We start from the raw sequence: 20,724 nt of genomic DNA, 5'->3' as shown, positions 1-20,724 counted from the left end.
TGAAAAATTTTACTGTTCGACGCAAGGAGTTTAAAATTTTTAGCAAGTGAAAGCACAGCGGGTCAAGGAGGAATTCAGCCGCGATTTTTTTGTTAACCCTTTTTTTCTAAAAAAAAGGGTTAGAAAGGGGTTTTTAATGGGAAAATTATGATGGAAAATGAGAAAGCTATAATTCTAAGTTATGGATATTCCAAATGAATACCCTGCCGTTTTGGGTTCCGCCCATCATAATATTGTTTTCAAAATGCAGCTTCAGGCTTCTTTCTCCCGAATGAAACATATTAAACCATATCGTTTCTTCATCGCCGGATAAGACTTTTACTTCTCCGGAAGAAAATACACTTACCCATTTTTTGCCGTTATTGACCGGCCATGATAAAACTCCTGACTGAAACTCTTCCCTTTCCCGGAAGTTTCTACATCGAACACGATAGATTTTTCCATTTTCATCCACCACAAAATAACGCCTGTTTCTGATTTGAAAAACCTGAAAACCATTTTCAATTTCATCAAAAGATTTAAAATCAGAGGTTTCATTTTTCTCAGGATTATAAAGAAAGGCTCCGTTTTTTGAAAAAACAGCTAATAAATTTCGGTTAAAAGGCTTCACGGAGATAATTTCTTTTTCAAATTCAATAATGCTAAGGTCGCCTTCGACATCAAGTCTGTGAAGTCTATTATTGCTGAAAAAATAAAGCTTATTCTTGAAAAAAACCATTTTCATTCCGGCTTTAAAATCATTTTCAGCTTCAATGGTATGTTGCGTACCATCATCTTTTCGAATAAAAATATTGTTTTCATTTGAAATTGAAACCAGTGTTTTTTCCCGCTCATTATAAAAAACAGAAGTCAATCCTGTTTCGAAAGGTTTTAGTACTCTCGTGAGCTTATACTCAGCAGCATCATACAAAAACACATAGCCCTCAGCATTGCCGATGGTTAAAAAGTTTTTTTCTGAACTAAATCCGGTATGTGTAATTTCAGCAGATGAAATGGTTTGAATAACATCATCCGGCGGATTTGCTTTCAATTGAAATATTAGTAAACTTAAAAAGTAAATTAGTATGCTTCTGAGTGTCATTATGAATTCAAAATTAATATTTTTGAGTTGAAATAGCTTTTTTAACTAAAAGAAAGCTAGAAATCATCAAAAATAAATTATTTCAATTAAAGAAACATTATCTGCTAAGGGCAAATCACTTATTTTTACTCTTGTATAGATTTTCTAAATATAAGACTCCTAAAAACATGCTTTCCAAGAAAACAAAATACGCTTTAAATGCTTTGGTATATCTATCAAAGGAAGCTAAGTCGTCTCAGGAGCCTGTTTTAATAAGTCAAATTGCCCAAAGTGAAAAAATTCCGCAAAAGTTTTTGGAGTCAATTTTACTTGATATGAAGAAAGCCGGAATTGTGAATAGCAAGAGGGGAAAGGGGGGTGGCTATTTTTTACAGAAGCGTCCGGAAAATATCACATTAGCTGAAATAATGCGTTTGTTTGATGGTCCTATAGCTTTGCTCCCTTGTGTGACTTATCTGTATTATGAACGTTGCGAAGAGTGTAAGGATGAAGAAACCTGTGGTATCAGGGATGTTTTTTTAGAAATGAGAAATATAACCGTAGATTTACTTAAAAAATCATCTATACAAACCATGCTTGACAGAGAATCGAAATTGAAAAGTAAAAAATAAAAAGCCATATAAAGATGCTTGTAATAGAAAATATCAAACTGGCTTTTCGCTCAATTTTTGGGAATAAACTCAGAACTATACTGACTTTTTTGATAATAGCCTTTGGAATCATGGCTTTAGTAGGTATTCTGACAGCTATAGATAGTATAAAAGCATCTATAAACCAGAGTTTCAGCTCCCTGGGCGCAAATACATTTACAGTTCGTAATGCGGGAATTGGTGCCAGAGGGCAGCAAAGCAGAACATACCCCATTATTTCCTATCGTGAAGCGCAAATGTTTCAACAAAGGTGGCATGATCCGTCAAATGTTGCATTAACACAAAGAGCTTCAATGGTAGCTACTTTAAGCAGCCCTTACAGAGAAAGCAATCCGAATGTCACCGTAATGGGTGTTGATGAAAATTATTTACGTGTAATGGCTCAAAACCTTGAATCCGGAAGGAACTTCTCACAACAGGAAACAGAAACAGCAGCAAATGTTATAATATTAAGCGCTGAAATGGCATCTACCTTATTTCCCGGGACAGATAGTGTGGTGAACCAAAACATCAGAATTGGGAGTATCAGATACAGGGTGTCAGGTGTATTGGAGGACAGAGGTTCCAGCTTTGGTTCTTCGGGGAATCAGGTGTTAATACCATTGAACAATGCCCGAAGAACTTTTAGCAGTTCCGGGAATACCATAATTAACGTATGGGTAGACAATGCGGAAGATTTAGAAGCTGAAGTTGAGGAGGCCACCGGCTTGATGCGGGTCGTCAGAAAAGTCCCTCCCGGCTTTGAAAATGATTTTGATGTGGTTACCAGCCAAAGACTTACAGCAACAGTGATTAGTGAAATTCAGTATGTTACGATGGCTGCAACTTTGATTGGAGTAATAACCCTAATTGGCGCCGGAATTGGTCTAATGAATATAATGCTGGTATCTGTAAATGAAAGAACTAGGGAAATTGGTATCAGCAAGGCAATTGGCGCAAGCTCATACATGATTAAAATGCAATTTTTAACGGAAGCAATAGTAATTTGTCAAATTGGCGGTGCTTTGGGAATATTGCTGGGCATTTTAGCCGGTAACGGAGTGTCAATTTTGTTGAGTGGTAGTTTTATTTTACCCTGGAACTGGATTGTCGGCGGATTTATTTTTTGCTTTATTATTGGATTAACAGCCGGTTTATATCCGGCCATAAAGGCTTCCCGTTTAGACCCTATAGACGCATTACGATATGAATAGTTTTAGATACAAGAGTTTTTTAGTGATTTTTATTTTTTTACACCTTAGTGCATTTGATGTAAACGGACAATTACCTAAAGACGGTGATATGTGGTATAAATCAGGAATGAAAGCGAAAGAAACAAGTGATTATACCGCAGCTTTACAGTTTTTTGAAACAGCATTAAGGCATAAAGGAGATAGTGTGAAAATACTGACAGCCATGGGTAAAAGCAAGCATGCTTTAAACAAATTCAGTGATGCTGTTTGGTATTTTGAAGAGGCATTAAAAAAAGATCCGATTTTTTTACCGGCCATGAGTGGCATTTGTCTTTCTTTAGCCCTTTCCGGCGAAAAAAATGAAGCTGTTCGGTTTTGTGATAAAGCGGTGTCCGAATACCCTGACAGTGCTATTTCCCGCTTGAACAGAGCAAAAGTTTGGATAGAGCTTGAAAAGCCTGAACTCGCTTTAGAAGATTTAGAGATCTTGTCCTTTAATTTTCCTGAAAATCTGAGTGTAATGCTGACTCACGGGCTTGCATTGTATGAACTGGGAAAATATCAGGAGGCCGCGACTTATTTTGAGTATGTTGTCAGCACAATAGAAAGCCATGCTTCCGGTCACCATAATTTGGGGATGTCCTACATGGCTCTTGGGAATAATGAACAAGCATTACAGGCTTTTGACCGGGCAATTTATCATAACTCTGACTTATCATCTGCTCTGTTTAACAGAGGTTTGCTAAGAATTGGTATGAAAAAGCAAGAGGAAGGATGTCTCGATTTAGAAAGAGCTAAAAATCTGGATAAAAGTTTAGCAGAAGAAGCATTTGAACGTTTTTGTAGATAAAGCATTCCGCTAATCTAGACTAAAGTCGTATTAAAAATCAATCTGCTTTTGTCTATAACAATTTAAAAGCTAAACAGTAACTTTATTTTTTATAGAAGTAAAATCTGAAATTTTAATGATTGTAGAACTCTCTGTGGTATTAAAGACAATTCAGTGAATATTATTATTAACTTTGTGCAGTTGACCTGAAAAGCAGTATACAGAAGAATGTGGCAAAAACTTTCCATCTTTATTATCAAGTATAGATTAGCCCTGTTGATTTTTTTAGCAGTCAGCACTGTATTTATGGCCTATCAAGCCACAAAAATTGAGTTTAAGTATGGTTTTGCAAGCTTAATACCTCCTTCGGACCCCAAGTATATTGATTATCAAAATTTTTTAGAGGAATTTGGTGAAGATGGAAGTGCTGTTGTCTTAGCTTCACAAAGTTCCCGTCTTTTTGAAAAAGACTTTGTGAACTCCTGGTTTGAAATGGGAGAGAAGATTAAAGCACTCGAAGGAGTCGAAAACATTCTTTCTTACACCCATGCTTTTGATATCAAGAGGGATAATGAAAAAAGAGCTTTTGTAATTGAAGAAATTATGCAAAAGCCTCTGCAAACAGATAGCGAGCTTAATGATTTTAAAGAAAAGATAGATAAACTGCTTTTTTACGATGGCTTTTTGATTAATAGGGAAGAGAATTCCATATTAATGATAGTCTTTTTTGATGAAGAGACAATGGTTTCAGACTTGAGCTTGGAAAATGTTGAAGAAATTAAAAAGTTTACTGCTCAGTTTGAAGAACAAACAAGTGAAAAAATTCACTCTACCGGATTTACCTTTATTCGGGCCTATAAAATGGCCTCTATTTCTGAAGAACTAAGAACGCTGCTTTTCTTTGCCAGCTTATTTGTTCTGATAGTACTTACATTTCTTTTCCGATCATTTTACCCCGTAATCTTTCCAATGTTGGTTATTTCTATAGGTGTAATTTGGTCAATCGGTTGTTTGGTGTTATTAAATTATGAGCTGACAATTCTTACCGGTTTGGTGCCAAATTTGATTTTAATTATAGGAATACCGAATTGTGTTTACATTTTAAATAAATATCATTTAGAGCTTACAAAACACGGACATAAGATTCGGGCGTTGACAAGAGTTATAGAAAAAATAGGATACATAACATTTTTCGCCAACCTGACAACGGCTATTGGTTTCGGTGTGTTTGCCTTTACTCAGAGCGGCATTTTAAAAGAATTTGGAATCGTTGCAGGCTTAATGATTTCTGCAACTTTTTTCATTTCGTTGATAAGCATTCCTGTTATTTTCAGTTACTTGCCAAAACCTAAAGAAAAACAAACATATCATTTAGATGATAAATGGACAAAATCAACTTTAAGCTTTTTAGATACTATAACCAGCACAAACAGGCCCATTATTTATATAGTTTCTATTGTAATTGTTGGGGGTTCACTCTATGGCATGGCGCAGCTAAAGCCCAAAGGCTATATTTTGGATGATGTTCCGGAACATACGGATGTGTATAAAGATTTAAAGTTTGTAGATGATAAGTTTAATGGAGTAATGCCATTTGAAATTATTATCGATACCCGGAAAAAAGGTGCAGCATCACAATTAAGTACATTGAGGAAAGTAGAGAGTTTACAAGACAGTCTTGCTCATATAGACGTTTTATCTAAGCCAATTTCTGTAGTCAATGGCTTAAAGTTTGCCACACAGGCATATTTTAATGGAAATCCAAACCATTACCGTTTGCCGAGAGATAATGTGATTCAGCCGGAGATAACCTTTATTTTAAATTATTTAAGGAATTCAGAAGCTGAAGAAAGCCTTTTGCAAAATTTTGTAGATACAACAAACCAAAAGTTGCGTATTAGTTATCGCATGAGGGATGTAGGTTCTCATGTTTTGCCCGGTATCATGGATAGTATGCAGGGGATTATTGATTTATATCTGCCACCTGAAGATTATGACGTTACCCTGACAGGTACAATTGTGGTGGCTTTTGCAGGGTTTAACTATTTGATTACGGGTTTATTAAACAGCTTGCTTATTGCATTTATTTTAATTGCTCTAATCATGACTTATTTATTTCGGTCAGCAAAGATGTTGTTTATTTCCCTCATTCCGAATATTATTCCATTAATGGTCACTGCCGGAATAATGGGATATTTTAATGTTCCTGTAAAACCCTCAACAGTTATTATTTTTAGTGTTGCTTTTGGTATTTCAGTTGATTTCACCATACACTTTCTGGCCAAGTATAAGCAGGAGTTTAAAAGACATTCCTGGAATGTTCCAAAAACAGTTTCACACACTATTCATGAGACAGGAATTAGCATGATTTACACCTCATTGATATTATTCTTTGGCTTTATAACCTTTACAATTTCTGATTTTGAGGGAACCTGGTTTTTAGGCGTTTTAACTTCTTTAACCCTGATGGGTGCTTTGTTTAGTAACTTAATCTTACTGCCCGCTTTGCTACTTTCACTGGAAGGTAAAAAGCGAAAAGAAATTGAGTAAATATCAATTAGACTTTTAGATTGATGCTTAGTTTAGGCTATAGTCAAGATGAAAAAAATCTCAAATTCAGATAGAGAATTTATCGGCAATTTTTCGAGCTGCTTGTTGTTCAGCCTGTTTTTTACTGAAACCCTCGCCTTTTTCTTCCAGTTTGTCATTAATAAAAATACCTACCGTAAAAAACTTACGCTTGCTTCTGGTCGTTTCACTAATCACTTTAAAATTAACTTCATTGCCTTCTTTTTGACCAAACTCGAGAACTTTACTTTTGTAGTTTTGAAAAGATTCATCCATATTATCCCAATCAATATAAGGCTGGAAAATCTGGTTTTGAATAAAACTGTAAGCAAAAGAATATCCTCTGTCAATATAAATAGCACCAATAACAGCCTCCAAAGTGTTACCAAGAATATTTCTACTCTGTTTTAAAATACTTTTTTGGTTGGTTTCAATCATACTTTGAAGATTCATTTTTTCTCCGATACTATTCAGGCTCTCTCTGGATACGAATTTAGAGCGCATTTCAGATAAAAAGCCTTCCTCTTTGTAAGGAAACTTGAGATATAAGGTATGCATAGTAACGGCACTTAAGATTGCATCCCCCAGCAATTCAAGGCGTTCGTTATTGTCTTCTGCTTTTTGACTTTTGGAAATATGACGAAAAGCTTTTTTAAATAAAATTACATTCACAGGTATAAACCCTAATAAGTGCCTTATTGAGCTAACAAACACTTTGTCTTTCGATAAAGATATATTGTACCACCTTCTTAAAAGACGTTTCAAACAGATTGAATTTTCTTAAAAATAACAGAAGCATTGTGACCGCCAAAACCAAATGTATTGCTAAGGGCAGCATTTACAGTTCGTTTTTGAGCCTTGTTAAAGGTCAGATTCAAACGAGAATCTATATCAGGGTCATCTGTAAAATGATTAATGGTAGGAGGAACTATATCGTTTTTAACAGATAAAACTGAAACTATTGCTTCTATAACACCGGCAGCACCTAATAAATGGCCGGTCATAGATTTTGTTGAACTTATATTCAGATTAAAAGCCTGTTCACCAAAAACATCCTTAATGGCTAATGTTTCTGCAATATCTCCAAGTGGAGTAGATGTGCCGTGAACATTTATATAGTGTACATTTTCCGGAGATAAACCGGCATCTTCCAATGTAAGTTTCATTACGTTTTTAGCACCAAGACCTTCGGGATGAGGGGCTGTAATATGATGAGCATCAGCGGTCATTCCCCCTCCGGAAAGTTCAGCATATATTGTAGCACCTCTGCGCTTGGCATGTTCATACTCTTCAATAATCAATGCGCCGCCACCTTCCCCTAGAACGAAGCCGTCTCTTTCTTTATCGAAAGGTCTGGAAGCGGACTCCGGCGAATCATTTCTTTCTGAAAGGGCTTTCATAGCATTAAAGCCACCGACACCGGCTTCAGTGACAGCGGCTTCAGAACCTCCGGCAATAATAACATCAGCTTTACCCAGACGAATATAAGTTAGAGCATCTATGAGTGCATGAGTTGAAGAGGCACAAGCAGAAACTGTAGAGTAATTTAAACCTCTGAACCCGTAACGTATAGAAATATGTCCGGGTGCAATGTCTAAAATCATTTTAGGAATGAAAAAAGGATTGAAGCGCGGGTTTTTATCATTTAAGTGGAAATTGGCGATTTCTTCATCAAAGGTACCAATACCCCCAATTCCGGAACCCCAAATAACACCTACCCTGTCAGGATTCACTTCTTTGTTATTGTGAATTCCTGATTCTTCAATTGCCTGTGAAGCTGCTGCAATAGCAAAATGTGAAAAACGATCCATTTTTCTGGCTTCTTTCCGATCCAGATAATTTTGCGCATCAAACTCTTTTACCTCGCAGGCGAATTTAGTCCGGTGTTTTTCCGGATTAAACAAACTTATATTTGCTGCACCACTTTTACCCGAAATAATAGCATTCCAAAAATCTGAAACATTATTTCCCAAAGGTGTTACAGCACCAATTCCCGTTACAACCGCTCTTTTCAGTTCCATGAAAAGATTATTTTAAATTCTCTTCCAAATATTTAATTGCCTGTCCAACTGTTGTTATGGACTCTGCTTGTTCGTCAGGAATAGAAATGTTAAATTCTTTTTCAAACTCCATGATTAATTCCACTGTATCCAGGGAATCGGCTCCTAAATCATTTGTAAAGCTAGCCTCAGGAGTAACTTCGTTTTCATCTACACCAAGTTTGTCCACAATAATTTTTTTTACTCTTGCTGAAATGTCAGACATAATATTAAATTTAATTAAAAAATATTCTGCAAAATACGTGATTTGCAATTTTCTGTGCAAATATCGGAAAAATTTTTTTAGATAAAATCAATTTCTACTAAAGCCTTTTAAAATTAAACAAATTTTTTGCGATTAAATATATGCTTTATTTTTTGTATAAAATAACTTTTCAGCTTTTTTTAACAGAAATTTTTACCTTAACTTTTTTCAAATATCCTTTTTAAACTGAAAATCTAAATAGTATTCTGCAATCTAACACTCCAAACTCTTTACACAAAAATAAATTTGATTTTTTTTAAAGTTTTTTACTTTAAATTATTTTTATAAAAGCAGGATTAATCAATCAGTTAAAGAAACTACTGTATCTTTGAATTTATAACATAAATATTGCTTTTGTATATTATAATTTTAAACTTTTAGCAAAAAGTTAAGTTTTATGAGTAGTAAAAAGATTATTCTGGAATTTGATATTACTCTTGACTTTGAAGTAGTTGGTATCGTATCCTCACTTTTTAGTCATGAATTGGCATGGCTGCTGAATAAAAAGTTAAACTTTAACTTTAAAAAAGCTAATGACTGGCATATAGACATCCCTCATACTCAAAAAATAGGCTACTTTGAATGTTTTTATTACAGGGAAGACTATGAATGGTGTGATATTTATCTGCTGAAAAATTTTGATAGCAATGACTATCTTTTACCCGAACTTCGGAAGTTTGATTATCTTATGAAGATTGACGGAGTTCAGTTTTCGGATTATTCTAAAGAATTAATTCAAAAGTTAAAAAAATTAGATGACCTAAAATTCGTTAAATCATTCCATCCGGAAGAGTTGACTTCCGGAATAAACTTATTAACAAATGATAAAGACATATAATAAAACGAAGATTATTGCAACGGTAGGACCAGCTTGCTCCGACTATGAAGTTTTGCTGGAGCTTATTAAGGAAGGCGTAAATGTATTTCGGTTAAACTTTTCACATGGCAAACATGAAGAACATCTTGAGACCATTAACAATGTTCGGAAAATAAACAGAGCCTATAAGTTGAATGTAGGCATTTTGGCTGATTTACAAGGACCGAAAATCAGAATTGGTGAAGTTGAAAACGATGCTGTTTATCTGGAAGAAAACAAAATTATTGAAGTCGTTTCAAAAAAACAGATTTCCACTGAAGACCGTATTTATGTAAGTTATGAAAACTTGGCTAAAGATGTAAAACCGGGCGAGCGACTACTTATTGACGATGGAAAAATCATCATTGAAGTGACAGAAACTAATAGAGTAGATTTGGTTTTAGCAAAAGTTATTTATGGTGGAGTTATAACGGCTAATAAAGGAGTGAATATGCCGGAAACGACTATTTCTGTTCCTTCTTTAACCCCCAAAGACTTAGTGGACCTTGATTTTGCGCTGAAGCATAAAGCAAACTGGATTGCTCTTTCATTTGTTAGAAAAGCTTCTGACGTACAGGAGGTTAAACAAAAAGCTGATAACCCTAATGCCGTTAAAGTGATTGCCAAAATTGAAAAGCCGGAAGCAATAAAAAATATAGATGAAATCATTGATGCTGCAGATGGTATAATGGTTGCTCGCGGAGATTTGGGAGTAGAGGTGCCAATTGACAGAATGCCCATGATACAGAAGGATATTGTTAAAAAATGTATTCAAAAAAACAAACCGGTTATCATTGCAACTCAAATAATGGATTCCATGATTAATAATCCAATGCCTACCCGGGCAGAGGTAAGCGATGTCGCTAATGCAATAATTGATGGCGCAGATGCTCTGATGCTAAGTGGGGAAACCTCTGTCGGCAAATACCCTGTAAAGGTTATTAGAACGATGGTCAGTATCATGAAGCAGGTAGAATTGGAGCCGGCTATTTATAATAAGCAACTAACTGCGGATGAAAATTCCCCCACTTTCTTATCTGATGCGGTTTGCTTTAATGCCTGTATGATTTCAGAAAGTTTGGGAGGGAAAGCAATTATTGGACACACCCGCTCAGGATATACGGCTTTTATGCTTTCCAGTTATCGGCCAAAAGCTAAGATTTTTATTTTTACAGACAATGAAGCTCTACTGAATATATTGAGTTTATGCTGGGGCGTTCAGGCCTTTTATTACGATAAGTTTGTCAGCACAGATGGCACTATTAGTGATGTAATACAAATTCTAAAAAATGCAAGTCTTGTAAAAAAAGACGATGTAATTATAAATACAGGCAGTATGCCTTTAGAAGCACAGGGCAGAACCAATATGCTCAAAGTAACTAAGGTAGATTAAAAAGAAAAAAGCTTGTAGCGAAGAGAAATTAAGGCATAGGTATTATAAGCATTAAAAGAGCTTTCAGCGTCTGTAGGTAAGGTAAATCCACTTTTATATACTGAAAAAAGGCCTCTTTGTATTTCTAATTCCATACTCAGTTTGGGATTGAACCGGTAGCCTATACCGCCACTCAATCCAAAATCTGCCTGACGTAAATAATTTTCATTGTCAAAAGACTCTTCCAAATCATCTAAAACACCTCCTTCTCCAATCTGAATATGCACTGTTCCTGAGTCGTACTTATACAAATGGTAATAACCCCAAACCCCAAATTGAAGGAATAATTTCTCTTTGATTATATAATAAAAGTTAAAAGGGATTTCAAGACTTAAAAAGCGCATTTCGCCTTCTGCTTCCGCGTAATAGTAACTTGGAACTTTACCCTGTTGGCCCTGAATTTCAATAGAGATAAGGGTGTCTTTTTTTACTTCCTGCCCATAAGTAAGGTTTCTGTAATGTAAATTAAGCCCTGACTTAAATTCTATGCGCTCTGTTTTCTTTTTAAACAACTCAATGCCGGCATGAAATGAAAGACCGGGAATTGCATAACTACCTTCAATATTTTGATTTGGGATAGCGCCACCGGCTTGAACACCTACTTTTAAAGCTGCAAGATTTTCACTTTTTGCCATATAGACAATAAGGGTTAAAAAGTATATGGTGATTAAAAGACGCATTTAATAAAAGAAGTGTTAATTCAAAAATAAATAGCTGTTTGAAGATAAAAAATTAAGGATGAAAAACACGGTAAATGGAAAAATTAGGGAAGCAGCACTTTATGTGTTTCTATTAATTTACTTCCATCTGTAACCTGAAGTATATAAATTCCGGCTCCTGAAAAATTTATATTTAGGGAGCTTCTACTGCCTGAAATTGCCGGCATTTTTTGTGAGTATAGTTTTTTCCCCTGAAGATTATATAAACGGACTTCTGCTTTTTCAAGCGACTCATTCCATCCAAGATAAATGTCTTTTTTATTAAAACTTTGATAGACTGTTACAAGTGGTGATTTATTAGGTTTATTAAAAGAAGGAGTACTTACATTTACTAAGACATCTATGTCATCAATATACAAAATGCTCCCGGGAGTTAGTAAAGGGTTATCTGTATTGAAACTGGAACTCAGCACTATTGAAATACTGTCGGGTTGAATATCCTCAATAAAGTATTCAAATTCAATTTCGAAGTAGGTATATTGCTCAGCAGTTTGGTCGGGAGATATTGCTGCTTCAGCAATAATTTCTCTTTCGTTGGTGGTGGTATTAAAATAGCTTATACCCGCATAAATGGCTGCAGAATCCTCTGCAACAGGAAAATATTTATAATAGCCGGTGAAAAGGGAAGGTTTTAGTTCATAAGGCTGTCCTTCTTCTATTGCATCTATACCGGCTGACAGGTCAAAGTTTCCGGAAATAAGAAGCCCGGGAATTAAAAAGTCACCCCATTCTTTTGTAGTAAGCTTAGCCGCATAGTTTCCGGAATTAGAGTCAGTTGTTTTTTCAACGGTAACTTCTGCTCCCAGATTTGCCAATGGATTAAGGCTTACCCACCATCCACTGGAGGGCTTTTCGAAGTTTCCTAATGGGGATGCCGTCCAGTTTTCAAAATCTTTATCGGGAATATTTGAATAAACCTGATTAGAAAAGGCGATTAAGAAAATAAATAAAACAGATAAGTATCTCATAATGTAGTGTTCAATTTTGAAAAGTCCATAGAAAAGCTGAGAAACAGCTGTAAAAATTAAGATCCGGTTTTCATTTTCTCTGTATTTTCTGCTATTCTTAATTGGTCTATTACCTCATCGATTTCACCGTTCATGATTTCAGCGAGATTATAAGTAGTCATGTTTATTCGGTGGTCTGTAAATCGTCCCTGCGGATAATTATATGTCCTGATTTTAGCTGAACGGTCACCGGTTGAAACTAATGTTTTTCTTTTATCGGCAAGTTCCTGTTGTTTTTTTCTAAGACTTTCCTCATATAATCTGGTTCTCAGGACTTGCATAGCCATTTCGTAGTTTTTCAACTGGCTTCGCCCTTCCTGACATTCCACGACTACACCTGAGGGTATGTGAGTTAAGCGAATAGCAGATTCAACTTTGTTTACGTGCTGACCACCGGCCCCTGATGAGCGAAAAGTGTCTCTTCGGATATCTGCTGTATTTATTTTAATATCCACCTCATCTGCTTCCGGTAAAACAGCAACGGTAGCCGCAGAAGTATGAACTCTACCCTGGGTTTCAGTTTCCGGAACTCTTTGAACTCTGTGTACACCGGATTCAAATTTTAAAATACCATATACATTTTCGCCTTTAACATTAGATATGATTTCTTTATAACCTCCGGAAGTTCCAAGGGTTAAGCTAATTACTTCCAATTGCCAGCCTTTTCTTTCAATAAACTTTGAGTAAAGTTTAAATAAATCTCCGGCAAAAATTGAAGCTTCGTCACCACCTGTACCTGCACGGATTTCCAGAACCACATCTTTTTCATCCTCAGGATCTTTGGGAAGAAGCATATATTCTATTTCATCAATCAGTGCTTCTTTTTTTTCATTAAGTTGATCCAAATCACCTTTAGCCATTTGACGAAATTCTTCGTCTTTTTCTTTATCAATTATTTCCTTATTGGCTTTAATATTGCTTAATACATCGCGGTATTCATCATACTTAACGACTATTTTTTCCAGGTCTTTATATTCTTTATTCAGCTTAGTGTAGCGATTCATATCAGACATGAGCTCCGGGTCTGAAAGCATCAAACTAACTTCCTGCCATCTTTCTTTAATGGCTTTTAATTTATCCAGCATAAAACTTATCTTTTCTGGTACAAAGTTAAGCCTTTTGAGGTTAATACAACCAATTGGTTATTTTTAAATACTGCGGAAATATATTCTTCAGTATTTGGGAGTTCCGAAGATTCCTCTATCATTAATCGTGTATTATATGCTTTCAGACTATTGCTTTCTATATAGTAAATCCAGTTTTTATCTACAGAAAACTCACTTACTGATTCTAAGGGAATGAATTTGGAGAAGCTGCCGAATAAGTCAAAAAGTGCAATTCCGTTTCTGCCATCGGAGATATGCAGTAAATTATTTCGTTCAATCATAAAAACCGGATCAAAATCAAAGTTGAACAACATTCTAAAATCATCACTTTCGTGCAACACTTCTAAGTTATCGCTTAATTTTTTTACTTGCCTTTCTGTTTTGTCATAAACCCAAAAATTGTTATCGACTGAAAAAGCTACATTTGTAATCGTATTTAAACGACGCTGATTTAGGTCAAAAACACCTTTGGTATTCAGCATATTGTCTAAAACTACTACTCTTGAATATTCAGGGTATAGCAAATATATTTTCATTGGATTCGTAACATCCAAGCTTCCCGGCTTTCCAAATCTGCGCTCTCTAAAATCTGCAATTTCTTTACCTTCCCGGTTATATTTAATTAGCGTTCCTTCATTGGTGATGAGGTAAATATTTCCAATCGCATCTACTTTAGCGATTACAGCATTTGTTTCCAAAAACATATTTACATGCCATTCATCAGCTTTTACCGGCAAGAGTATGAACATAAACAGGAAAACTGTCATGCTCATTTTCAAATATTTTGATTTCCATTTTTTTTCCATCATAAACTGCATAAGTGAAATAATCTAACCAATCACCTAAGTTTAAATACCGGCAATCTTTCTTGATTTCAATATCTAAAGGTAAATGTCTGTGTCCAAAAACAAAATAATTAATATCTGTATTTTTTGCTTTTTCTCTAGCATAAAGATACAACCATTCGTCTTCTAAATTTTTTAATTTATGTTCTTCCGGTTTTTGTGCATAGCGACTTTTTTTAGAAAAGTAATTAGCCAAACGTATGCCAAAGTCCGGATGAATTTGCCTGAAAGCCCACTTACAGAATGGATTAGTAAAAACTTTTTTCAAAATCTTATAGCCTTTGTCTTTCGGCCCTAAGCCATCCCCATGGCCAATCATAAATTTTTTACCTTCTATTTCTTTTATAATTGGCTTGTGATATACCGGGATATTCAACTCTTTCGGGAAGTAGTCACGCATCCATAAATCATGATTGCCTGTAAAAATAAAAATATCAATACCGGCATCTTTTAGTTCTGCCAGTTTTCCAAGAAATCGCACATAACCTTTTGGTACAGTAGTTTTGTATTCAAACCAAAAATCGAATAAATCACCTACCAAAAAGATAGACTTTGCTTCACTTTGAATAGAAGTCAGCCAGCGTATAATTTTACGCTCCCGATCTTCACTTACTGTTTTAGCGCTTAATCCCAGATGAAAGTCTGATGCAAAAAAGTATTTTTTTCGGCTACTCAAACGGATATGTTTTCAATTAAGAGAAGAAAAAGATTGCGTCCGGTTGCAAGCTGTTTTGAATGCAGCTTTTTCCGTTTTCCACCATAAACATGGAGCATCCCCACGGTGTTTTTGGAAGAATAAATTTCAGATATTTGTTTTATGGCGGATTTCCATTCCGGTACAATTTGTTCTACGCTTGCAATTACTATCAGATTTTCCGGTAGACTGGTGAAGTTTATTCCCAGGTCTTTATGCGAACTGATTAAAACACTTCCGTTTTCAGCAATCAGCACATCTGCCAGGCAAATAGCTGCATCCAAAGGTTTATTTTCAAAAAAACGGCCTTTTTTAATGACATTGATAGCCATTTCATCTTCAATGAGGGTAAGCAAGTCGTCATCACTAAAATAGATATTTTTCCATTTATTTTGACGAATGAGATTGTACAAATCCTCGCCTAATTGGAACATAGATTCAGAAAACACGAAACCGCCTCCGTTTGAAACAAAATTTTCTGCAAACAAAATATCATTTTCAGATGATTTGTTTACGGGTTTTTCAGTAGGCAGATGCGGAGGTTGGTTTTTATAAATTAATGCTGACCGCAACCTCTTCAGTACTTTTTCTTTTGGAGTGGTTTCCTTCATAAAAAGAAATTAATTTATTCAAGAAAGCTTTTCCTCGTCTGTTTTCTTATCGCTTTTTAAATCGGCTGTACTGTTTGTGTAATCTTCATTCTCTTCCTTGGGAGTTGTCTCTCCATCTGACTTCTCTTCGGTCTCAGTTTCTTTTTTAGTACCGTTTAATGCTATTTTTTCAGCTTCTTCTGCTTTAATTTCCATCGGTCGTTTACCAATCATCCGCTCAATATCAGACTTAAAAATAATTTCTTTATCCAACAACTCCTTTGCAATTAACTCCAACTGGCTTCTCTTTTCATTTAAAAGATCTATGGTTCGCTGATAAGCAATATTAATGAGGTCACGAGCTTCAATATCGATAAGCTTAGCTGTTTCTTCAGAGTATGGTTTCTTGAAGTTATATTCGCCACTATTATCTGTAAAAGAAATATGTCCGATTTTTTTGTTCATTCCATATTGGGTAATCATGGAGTAGACCGTTTTAGTAATCCTTTCCAGATCATTTTGTGCTCCTGTTGAGATTTTACCAAAGATTATTTCTTCTGCGGCACGTCCACCAAGAGTCATACAAATACTATCCATAAGTTGCTCTGTAGTGTAAAGATACTGCTCTTTAGGTAGGTATTGAGCATAACCTAAAGCAGCCATCCCTCTGGGCACTATAGAAACTTTTACAAGGGGGTGAGCAAAATCAAAAAACCACCCGCAAATAGCATGACCGGCTTCGTGATAAGCAATAATTTGTTTTTCTTCCGGTGAGATAATTTTATTTTTCTTTTCCAATCCACCTATAACACGGTCTATCGCATCGTTAAAATCCTTCATTTCAACTTGCTTTTTATTTCTACGTGCGGCGATTAGAGCGGCTTCATTGCAAACATTTGCTATTTCTGCTCCTGCAAAACCGGGAGTTTGTGCTGCCAATTTTTTCTCATCTACATCTTTGGAGAGTTTGATAGGCTTAAGGTGTACCTTAAAAATTTGCTCCCTTCCGACCATATCCGGTTTATCTATTGTTATCTGGCGGTCGAAACGTCCGGGACGCAAAAGTGCTGAGTCCAAAACATCCGGGCGGTTAGTTGCTCCAAGCAGAATAACTCCCGAGTCGCCACTGAAACCATCCATTTCTACCAAAAGCTGATTCAATGTATTTTCTCTTTCATCATTACCACCTTGCATCATGTTTTTGCCTCTTGCCCGTCCAATGGCATCAATCTCATCTATAAAGATAATACACGGAGCTTTTTCTCTGGCTTGTTTAAATAAATCTCTTACTCTGGAAGCACCTACTCCTACAAACATTTCGACAAAATCAGAGCCTGAAATACTAAAAAACGGAACCTGGGCTTCTCCTGCAACAGCTTTTGCCATTAAAGTTTTTCCTGTTCCGGGGCTTCCAACCAACAACACTCCTTTCGGTATTTTACCTCCAAGTTCTGTATACTTTTTGGGATACTTCAGAAAGTCTACAATTTCCATCACTTCTTCCTTCGCTTCATCCAGGCCTGCGACATCTTTAAAGCTCACACTTACTTTGGTATCTTTATCAAACAAGGTTGCTTTAGACTTTCCTATATTGAAAATCTGACCCCCGGGACCGCCCCCACCGCCGCTTAAACGACGCATTATAAATAACCAAATGGCAATTATAATGAAAATAGGCAACATCCAACCTAAGGCATCAGTAAACCAATTTCTTCTTCTTTCAAAAGTTATCGTTGCTAATTCACTTTCAGCAGTAGCTTCCTGAGCTTTAGCTATTTGTTCCTGAAAGTAATCAACAGAGCCTATACTGAATTTAAAATGCGGCCCCTGATTTTGAGATCCCCAGGCAGTTTCGGCAACATCTTCAAATTGCTCCAACTCCAATGAAGACTCTTTGATGAAGACCTCCACGAACTCATTGTTAACAACAATCATCTTTTCAACATGACCTTCTTTCAACATTTCCTGCTCAAAAGAGCGGTAATCTATTTCTTCAATACTACCCTGAAAACTATATATCTGAAGCCCTATAAGCAATACGGCTATTAATGCATAAATCCAGTAAAAATTAAACTTTGGCTTCTGTGGCCCGGTTAACTTAGGTTTTTTTGAAGGATTTTCGGTTCCTTTTTTCATTTCTGCAATTTTTTTGTCTGAAGACTTTATACTTTATGCATAAAAACTCTTCCTTTTTCTATAAAATTTATTTGATTAACTAAGGGTTTATTTATTCAAACGGACGGTATTCTGATCCCCCCAAAGGTCTTCCAGTTGATAAAAATCCCGGGCATCTTTTTGAAAAATATGAACCACCACATCAAAGTAGTCAATCAGAATCCAATTAGCAGCGGTTAAGCCCTCTTTATATATCGGATTTTGATCAGTATCTTGCTTAACTTTTTCAATGATGTTTTCAGCGATAGCCTTTACCTGAGTATTTGATTTAGCATGACATATTATAAAATAATCAGTAACAGTCTCTAAAACTTCTCCCAAATCAATTTGTAAAATGTCTTCTCCTTTTTTTTCAGAGATTGCATCTGCAATTACATCACATAGTAGTTGTTGCTTGTTTTTTTTTGTTTCTTTCTTATGAATTCCTTTCAACTTTTGTTTTATATTTGAAATACGAAAATACAAATTATATTGAACAATATTGTTAACAACAGTTTCGTAGGAAAGGTTTTCTATATTCTTTCTTACACGGATTCAACGAATGAATACGCTAAAAAATTGTTATCAAAAACCAAGCCAGTTGATGGGACGGCAATTCTGTCATTTGAACAACAAAAGGGAAAAGGACAATACGGCAGAAAGTGGTTTGGTAACAAAGGTGAAAACATCTATTTATCAGTGATTTTTTATCCTGATTTCATCCCAGTGGATTCCGGTTTTGACCTTAGCAGGTCTATAGCTTTAGCCGTTGCTGATTTTTTTGCAATCTTTTTAAAAAAAGAAGTTATTCAAATTAAGTGGCCGAACGATATTTATGTTAATAATAAAAAAATATGCGGCATTCTAATTGAAAACAATCTGGAGAACAACAACTTAAAAAGCTCAATAGTTGGTATTGGAATAAATGTTAATCAAACTGTTTTTCCTGAAGAGGTATTAAATGCAACCTCTCTCAGTGCCGAATTGAATCAGGAATTTGATATCGTTGAATTAGCAAGAAAATTATTTATTCATCTGGAAGAACGGCACCTCCAACTAAAAACACAAGGTGTTACTCTACTCAGAGACAACTTTGACAATCAATTATATGGCTTTAAAGAGAAAAAAAGATTTTTACAGGATAATGAATTTGAAATCCTAGCAGAAATTTGCGGCACAAATGAATGGGGACATTTATTGTTAAAGAAAGACGGTGTTACTTCATCTTATGAATTAGGTCGCCTGAAATGGTTAGATTAACCATATATTTCTACATGAATGTTATTTCTGGAATATCCCATGTCTTGTAATCGGTTCCGGGCTTCCTGTATCATGTTTTTCCATCCGCACAGGTAAAAATCTGCCGGCCTCTTGTCTTTAAAAAGCTCTTCATAAACCGGGTGGACATATCCTTTTCTACCGTCCCACTCAGTTGAAGACTCTCGTGATAACACCGGGTAATAATCAAAATTTTTCATCTTTCTTTCTAAGGACTTCATTTCTTCATAGTACAGTATATTTTCAATATTCCTGGTTCCGAAAATCAATTTAACAGGAGGATGTTCGGCATTATTCTCATAGAAATCTAAAAGCATGGAACGAAATGGAGCAATACCGGTACCCGTACAAATAAAGCATATTTCATTATCGGGATTCGGTTTAAGTGTAAATTTTCCTAAAGGGCCTCTAACAGGGAATGAAGTTCCAAGACAGGCTTCCTTAAAAAGAAAATTGGTTCCCAAACCGCCTTCTACCAAAACAATCACCAATTCTACAGTATTGTCTCCTTTAGGGTTGCTGGCAATTGAATAGTGCCTCCACCTTTTGGAGGGTTTTTCAGCTATGGGTAAATCCAGAGTTATAAATTGCCCGGGAATAAAATCAAAAACCGTTTCATCTTCCAGCGATAAAAAAAACCTCTTTGTAGTAGGCGTTTCATCAATTATATCAGTGATAACGGCTTTTTTCCAGTTAGTTGCCATAAAAATTATATTTTTACCTTTCTGCTTAAATTCAAGTTTATGAATTTTTTTCGAATTCTTCTCAAAAGATGGTGGATTTTACTAATCTTAATTCCACTTATCTTATTTGCAGCAAGAAAACCTATTTTAAAATCTTTAGGAAATTTTCTGGTATATGAAAAATTACCGGAAACATCTATCGATGTTCTTTTTGTATTGTCCGGAAATCCTTACGAAAGGGCAAATTTTGCTTTTCAACTATATAATCAACATGAGATTGACAAAATAGTTTGCACGGGAATTATTATACCAAATAATTTGAAAGCAGCCGGTTATACTGATCATGAAGGGATGTTGACTTCTATAAGACTGAAAGAATTGGGGATAGATTCCGGAAAAGTTATGCTCCTTGAAATTGGAAAAAACACCTGGGAAGAAATAAATGCCATCAAAAAGTATGTTGTAGACAACCAATTAGAAAATTTTGCAATTACCTCATCGTCTTTTCATACACGCAGAATTCATCAAACGGTTAAAAGAGTGTTTAGAAGAAATAAGATGCCCTATGCGATTTTTCCGGCTCCGGTAGAATCTTTTAACCCGGATATTTGGTGGCAGGATGAAGCCGGATTGATTACCGTTAATAATGAATACCTGAAAATGCTTTATTACAGATTAAAATATTGATAATTAAATAGCCGGAATCCTTTTTAGGTTTTAAAAACTAATCTTTATATATTGACGTTTGATTATAGT

General features: G+C 35.4%; 21 protein-coding genes. 8 read left to right on the top strand and 13 right to left on the bottom strand.

The window, feature by feature from the left end; all coding sequences use genetic code 11:
- Nucleotides 1–166: 166 nt before the first annotated feature.
- Nucleotides 167–1,081, bottom strand: coding sequence for a hypothetical protein (locus EA412_09600; protein ID TVR78056.1), 915 nt, complete (start codon nt 1,079–1,081; stop codon nt 167–169).
- A gap of 167 nt (nt 1,082–1,248) precedes the next feature.
- On the opposite strand from EA412_09600, the gene EA412_09595 reads away from it, so the two are divergent.
- The 4 genes from EA412_09595 to EA412_09580 all read left to right on the top strand — a co-directional run bounded on the left by EA412_09595 (nt 1,249) and on the right by EA412_09580 (nt 6,282).
- Nucleotides 1,249–1,692, top strand: coding sequence for an Rrf2 family transcriptional regulator (locus tag EA412_09595; GenBank protein ID TVR78055.1), 444 nt, complete (start codon nt 1,249–1,251; stop codon nt 1,690–1,692).
- Nucleotides 1,693–1,706: 14 nt separating this feature from the next.
- On the top strand, nt 1,707–2,924 hold the full coding sequence (locus tag EA412_09590; GenBank protein TVR78054.1) for an FtsX-like permease family protein: 1,218 nt from the start codon (nt 1,707–1,709) through the stop codon (nt 2,922–2,924).
- Nucleotides 2,917–3,753, top strand: coding sequence for a tetratricopeptide repeat protein (locus EA412_09585; protein TVR78053.1), 837 nt, complete (start codon nt 2,917–2,919; stop codon nt 3,751–3,753). Before EA412_09590 ends, EA412_09585 begins: the two co-directional genes overlap by 8 nt.
- Nucleotides 3,754–3,960: 207 nt before the next feature.
- Entirely contained in the window at nt 3,961–6,282 is a 2,322-nt protein-coding gene (locus EA412_09580) for a hypothetical protein (GenBank protein TVR78052.1), read from the top strand.
- Nucleotides 6,283–6,348: 66 nt separating this feature from the next.
- On the opposite strand, the gene rnc is transcribed toward EA412_09580, so the two are convergent.
- The 3 genes from rnc to EA412_09565 are packed head-to-tail and all read right to left on the bottom strand — an operon-like array spanning nt 6,349 to nt 8,565.
- Nucleotides 6,349–7,071, bottom strand: a complete 723-nt coding sequence (rnc, locus tag EA412_09575; GenBank protein TVR78051.1) for a ribonuclease III — start codon at nt 7,069–7,071, stop codon at nt 6,349–6,351.
- Complete coding sequence (gene fabF / locus EA412_09570) at nt 7,062–8,321, bottom strand: beta-ketoacyl-[acyl-carrier-protein] synthase II (protein ID TVR78050.1); 1,260 nt, start codon at nt 8,319–8,321, stop codon at nt 7,062–7,064. The genes rnc and fabF overlap by 10 nt, the downstream gene beginning before the upstream one ends.
- Before the next feature lie 7 nt (nt 8,322–8,328).
- The gene (locus EA412_09565) at nt 8,329–8,565 is read right to left on the bottom strand and encodes an acyl carrier protein (protein ID TVR78049.1); all 237 of its coding nucleotides are present in this window, start codon (nt 8,563–8,565) and stop codon (nt 8,329–8,331) included.
- 436 nt (nt 8,566–9,001) lie between these two features.
- On the opposite strand from EA412_09565, the gene EA412_09560 reads away from it, so the two are divergent.
- Nucleotides 9,002–9,442, top strand: a complete 441-nt coding sequence (locus EA412_09560; protein TVR78048.1) for an IPExxxVDY family protein — start codon at nt 9,002–9,004, stop codon at nt 9,440–9,442.
- Nucleotides 9,426–10,853, top strand: a complete 1,428-nt coding sequence (gene pyk, locus EA412_09555) for a pyruvate kinase (GenBank protein ID TVR78047.1) — start codon at nt 9,426–9,428, stop codon at nt 10,851–10,853. The genes EA412_09560 and pyk overlap by 17 nt, the downstream gene beginning before the upstream one ends.
- Here pyk and EA412_09550 read toward each other — a convergent pair.
- The 8 genes from EA412_09550 to rsfS form a co-directional block, all read right to left on the bottom strand.
- On the bottom strand, nt 10,850–11,572 hold the full coding sequence (locus EA412_09550) for a hypothetical protein (GenBank protein ID TVR78046.1): 723 nt from the start codon (nt 11,570–11,572) through the stop codon (nt 10,850–10,852). The two genes, pyk and EA412_09550, sit on opposite strands and share 4 nt — an antisense overlap.
- A gap of 83 nt (nt 11,573–11,655) precedes the next feature.
- On the bottom strand, nt 11,656–12,579 hold the full coding sequence (locus tag EA412_09545; GenBank protein ID TVR78045.1) for a T9SS C-terminal target domain-containing protein: 924 nt from the start codon (nt 12,577–12,579) through the stop codon (nt 11,656–11,658).
- 56 nt (nt 12,580–12,635) lie between these two features.
- On the bottom strand, nt 12,636–13,703 hold the full coding sequence (gene prfA / locus EA412_09540; protein ID TVR78044.1) for a peptide chain release factor 1: 1,068 nt from the start codon (nt 13,701–13,703) through the stop codon (nt 12,636–12,638).
- A 5-nt stretch (nt 13,704–13,708) separates the two neighbouring features.
- Entirely contained in the window at nt 13,709–14,473 is a 765-nt protein-coding gene (locus tag EA412_09535) for a hypothetical protein (GenBank protein TVR78043.1), read from the bottom strand.
- Nucleotides 14,445–15,251, bottom strand: coding sequence for a UDP-2,3-diacylglucosamine diphosphatase (locus EA412_09530; protein TVR78042.1), 807 nt, complete (start codon nt 15,249–15,251; stop codon nt 14,445–14,447). The genes EA412_09535 and EA412_09530 overlap by 29 nt, the downstream gene beginning before the upstream one ends.
- On the bottom strand, nt 15,242–15,874 hold the full coding sequence (locus tag EA412_09525) for a hypothetical protein (GenBank protein TVR78041.1): 633 nt from the start codon (nt 15,872–15,874) through the stop codon (nt 15,242–15,244). The genes EA412_09530 and EA412_09525 overlap by 10 nt, the downstream gene beginning before the upstream one ends.
- 18 nt (nt 15,875–15,892) lie before the next feature.
- On the bottom strand, nt 15,893–17,989 hold the full coding sequence (locus EA412_09520; GenBank protein TVR78040.1) for an ATP-dependent metallopeptidase FtsH/Yme1/Tma family protein: 2,097 nt from the start codon (nt 17,987–17,989) through the stop codon (nt 15,893–15,895).
- 87 nt (nt 17,990–18,076) lie between these two features.
- A complete protein-coding gene (gene rsfS, locus EA412_09515) occupies nt 18,077–18,451 on the bottom strand; it encodes a ribosome silencing factor (GenBank protein ID TVR78058.1) in 375 nt (124 codons plus the stop codon).
- Nucleotides 18,452–18,487: 36 nt separating this feature from the next.
- On the opposite strand from rsfS, the gene EA412_09510 reads away from it, so the two are divergent.
- Nucleotides 18,488–19,267: a biotin--[acetyl-CoA-carboxylase] ligase gene (locus EA412_09510; protein ID TVR78039.1), complete on the top strand. Its 780-nt coding sequence runs from the start codon at nt 18,488–18,490 to the stop codon at nt 19,265–19,267.
- On the opposite strand, the gene EA412_09505 is transcribed toward EA412_09510, so the two are convergent.
- Nucleotides 19,264–19,989, bottom strand: a complete 726-nt coding sequence (locus EA412_09505; GenBank protein ID TVR78038.1) for an oxidoreductase — start codon at nt 19,987–19,989, stop codon at nt 19,264–19,266. The genes EA412_09510 and EA412_09505 overlap by 4 nt on opposite strands.
- A gap of 39 nt (nt 19,990–20,028) precedes the next feature.
- Between EA412_09505 and EA412_09500 the strand changes: the two genes are divergently transcribed.
- On the top strand, nt 20,029–20,655 hold the full coding sequence (locus EA412_09500; protein ID TVR78037.1) for a YdcF family protein: 627 nt from the start codon (nt 20,029–20,031) through the stop codon (nt 20,653–20,655).
- Nucleotides 20,656–20,724 lie beyond the last annotated feature (69 nt).

This window comes from Chitinophagaceae bacterium (assembly GCA_007695095.1).
Classification (GTDB): Bacteria; Bacteroidota; Bacteroidia; order Chitinophagales; family REEL01; genus REEL01.
The sequence above is the reverse complement of the archived record's forward strand: the minus strand, read 5'-3'. Positions and strand labels throughout refer to the sequence as shown.

Excerpts from the sequence above, each read along its gene's own strand:
- EA412_09600 (TVR78056.1), bottom strand. The coding sequence starts at position 1,081 with ATGACACTCAGAAGCATACTAATTTACTTTTTAAGTTTACTAATATTT.
- EA412_09595 (TVR78055.1), top strand. The coding sequence starts at position 1,249 with ATGCTTTCCAAGAAAACAAAATACGCTTTAAATGCTTTGGTATATCTA.
- EA412_09590 (TVR78054.1), top strand. The coding sequence starts at position 1,707 with ATGCTTGTAATAGAAAATATCAAACTGGCTTTTCGCTCAATTTTTGGG.
- EA412_09585 (TVR78053.1), top strand. The coding sequence starts at position 2,917 with ATGAATAGTTTTAGATACAAGAGTTTTTTAGTGATTTTTATTTTTTTA.
- EA412_09580 (TVR78052.1), top strand. The coding sequence starts at position 3,961 with ATGTGGCAAAAACTTTCCATCTTTATTATCAAGTATAGATTAGCCCTG.
- fabF (TVR78050.1), bottom strand. The coding sequence starts at position 8,321 with ATGGAACTGAAAAGAGCGGTTGTAACGGGAATTGGTGCTGTAACACCT.
- EA412_09565 (TVR78049.1), bottom strand. The coding sequence starts at position 8,565 with ATGTCTGACATTTCAGCAAGAGTAAAAAAAATTATTGTGGACAAACTT.
- EA412_09560 (TVR78048.1), top strand. The coding sequence starts at position 9,002 with ATGAGTAGTAAAAAGATTATTCTGGAATTTGATATTACTCTTGACTTT.
- pyk (TVR78047.1), top strand. The coding sequence starts at position 9,426 with ATGATAAAGACATATAATAAAACGAAGATTATTGCAACGGTAGGACCA.
- EA412_09550 (TVR78046.1), bottom strand. The coding sequence starts at position 11,572 with ATGCGTCTTTTAATCACCATATACTTTTTAACCCTTATTGTCTATATG.
- EA412_09545 (TVR78045.1), bottom strand. The coding sequence starts at position 12,579 with ATGAGATACTTATCTGTTTTATTTATTTTCTTAATCGCCTTTTCTAAT.
- prfA (TVR78044.1), bottom strand. The coding sequence starts at position 13,703 with ATGCTGGATAAATTAAAAGCCATTAAAGAAAGATGGCAGGAAGTTAGT.
- EA412_09535 (TVR78043.1), bottom strand. The coding sequence starts at position 14,473 with ATGTTCATACTCTTGCCGGTAAAAGCTGATGAATGGCATGTAAATATG.
- EA412_09525 (TVR78041.1), bottom strand. The coding sequence starts at position 15,874 with ATGAAGGAAACCACTCCAAAAGAAAAAGTACTGAAGAGGTTGCGGTCA.
- EA412_09520 (TVR78040.1), bottom strand. The coding sequence starts at position 17,989 with ATGAAAAAAGGAACCGAAAATCCTTCAAAAAAACCTAAGTTAACCGGG.
- EA412_09505 (TVR78038.1), bottom strand. The coding sequence starts at position 19,989 with ATGGCAACTAACTGGAAAAAAGCCGTTATCACTGATATAATTGATGAA.
- EA412_09500 (TVR78037.1), top strand. The coding sequence starts at position 20,029 with ATGAATTTTTTTCGAATTCTTCTCAAAAGATGGTGGATTTTACTAATC.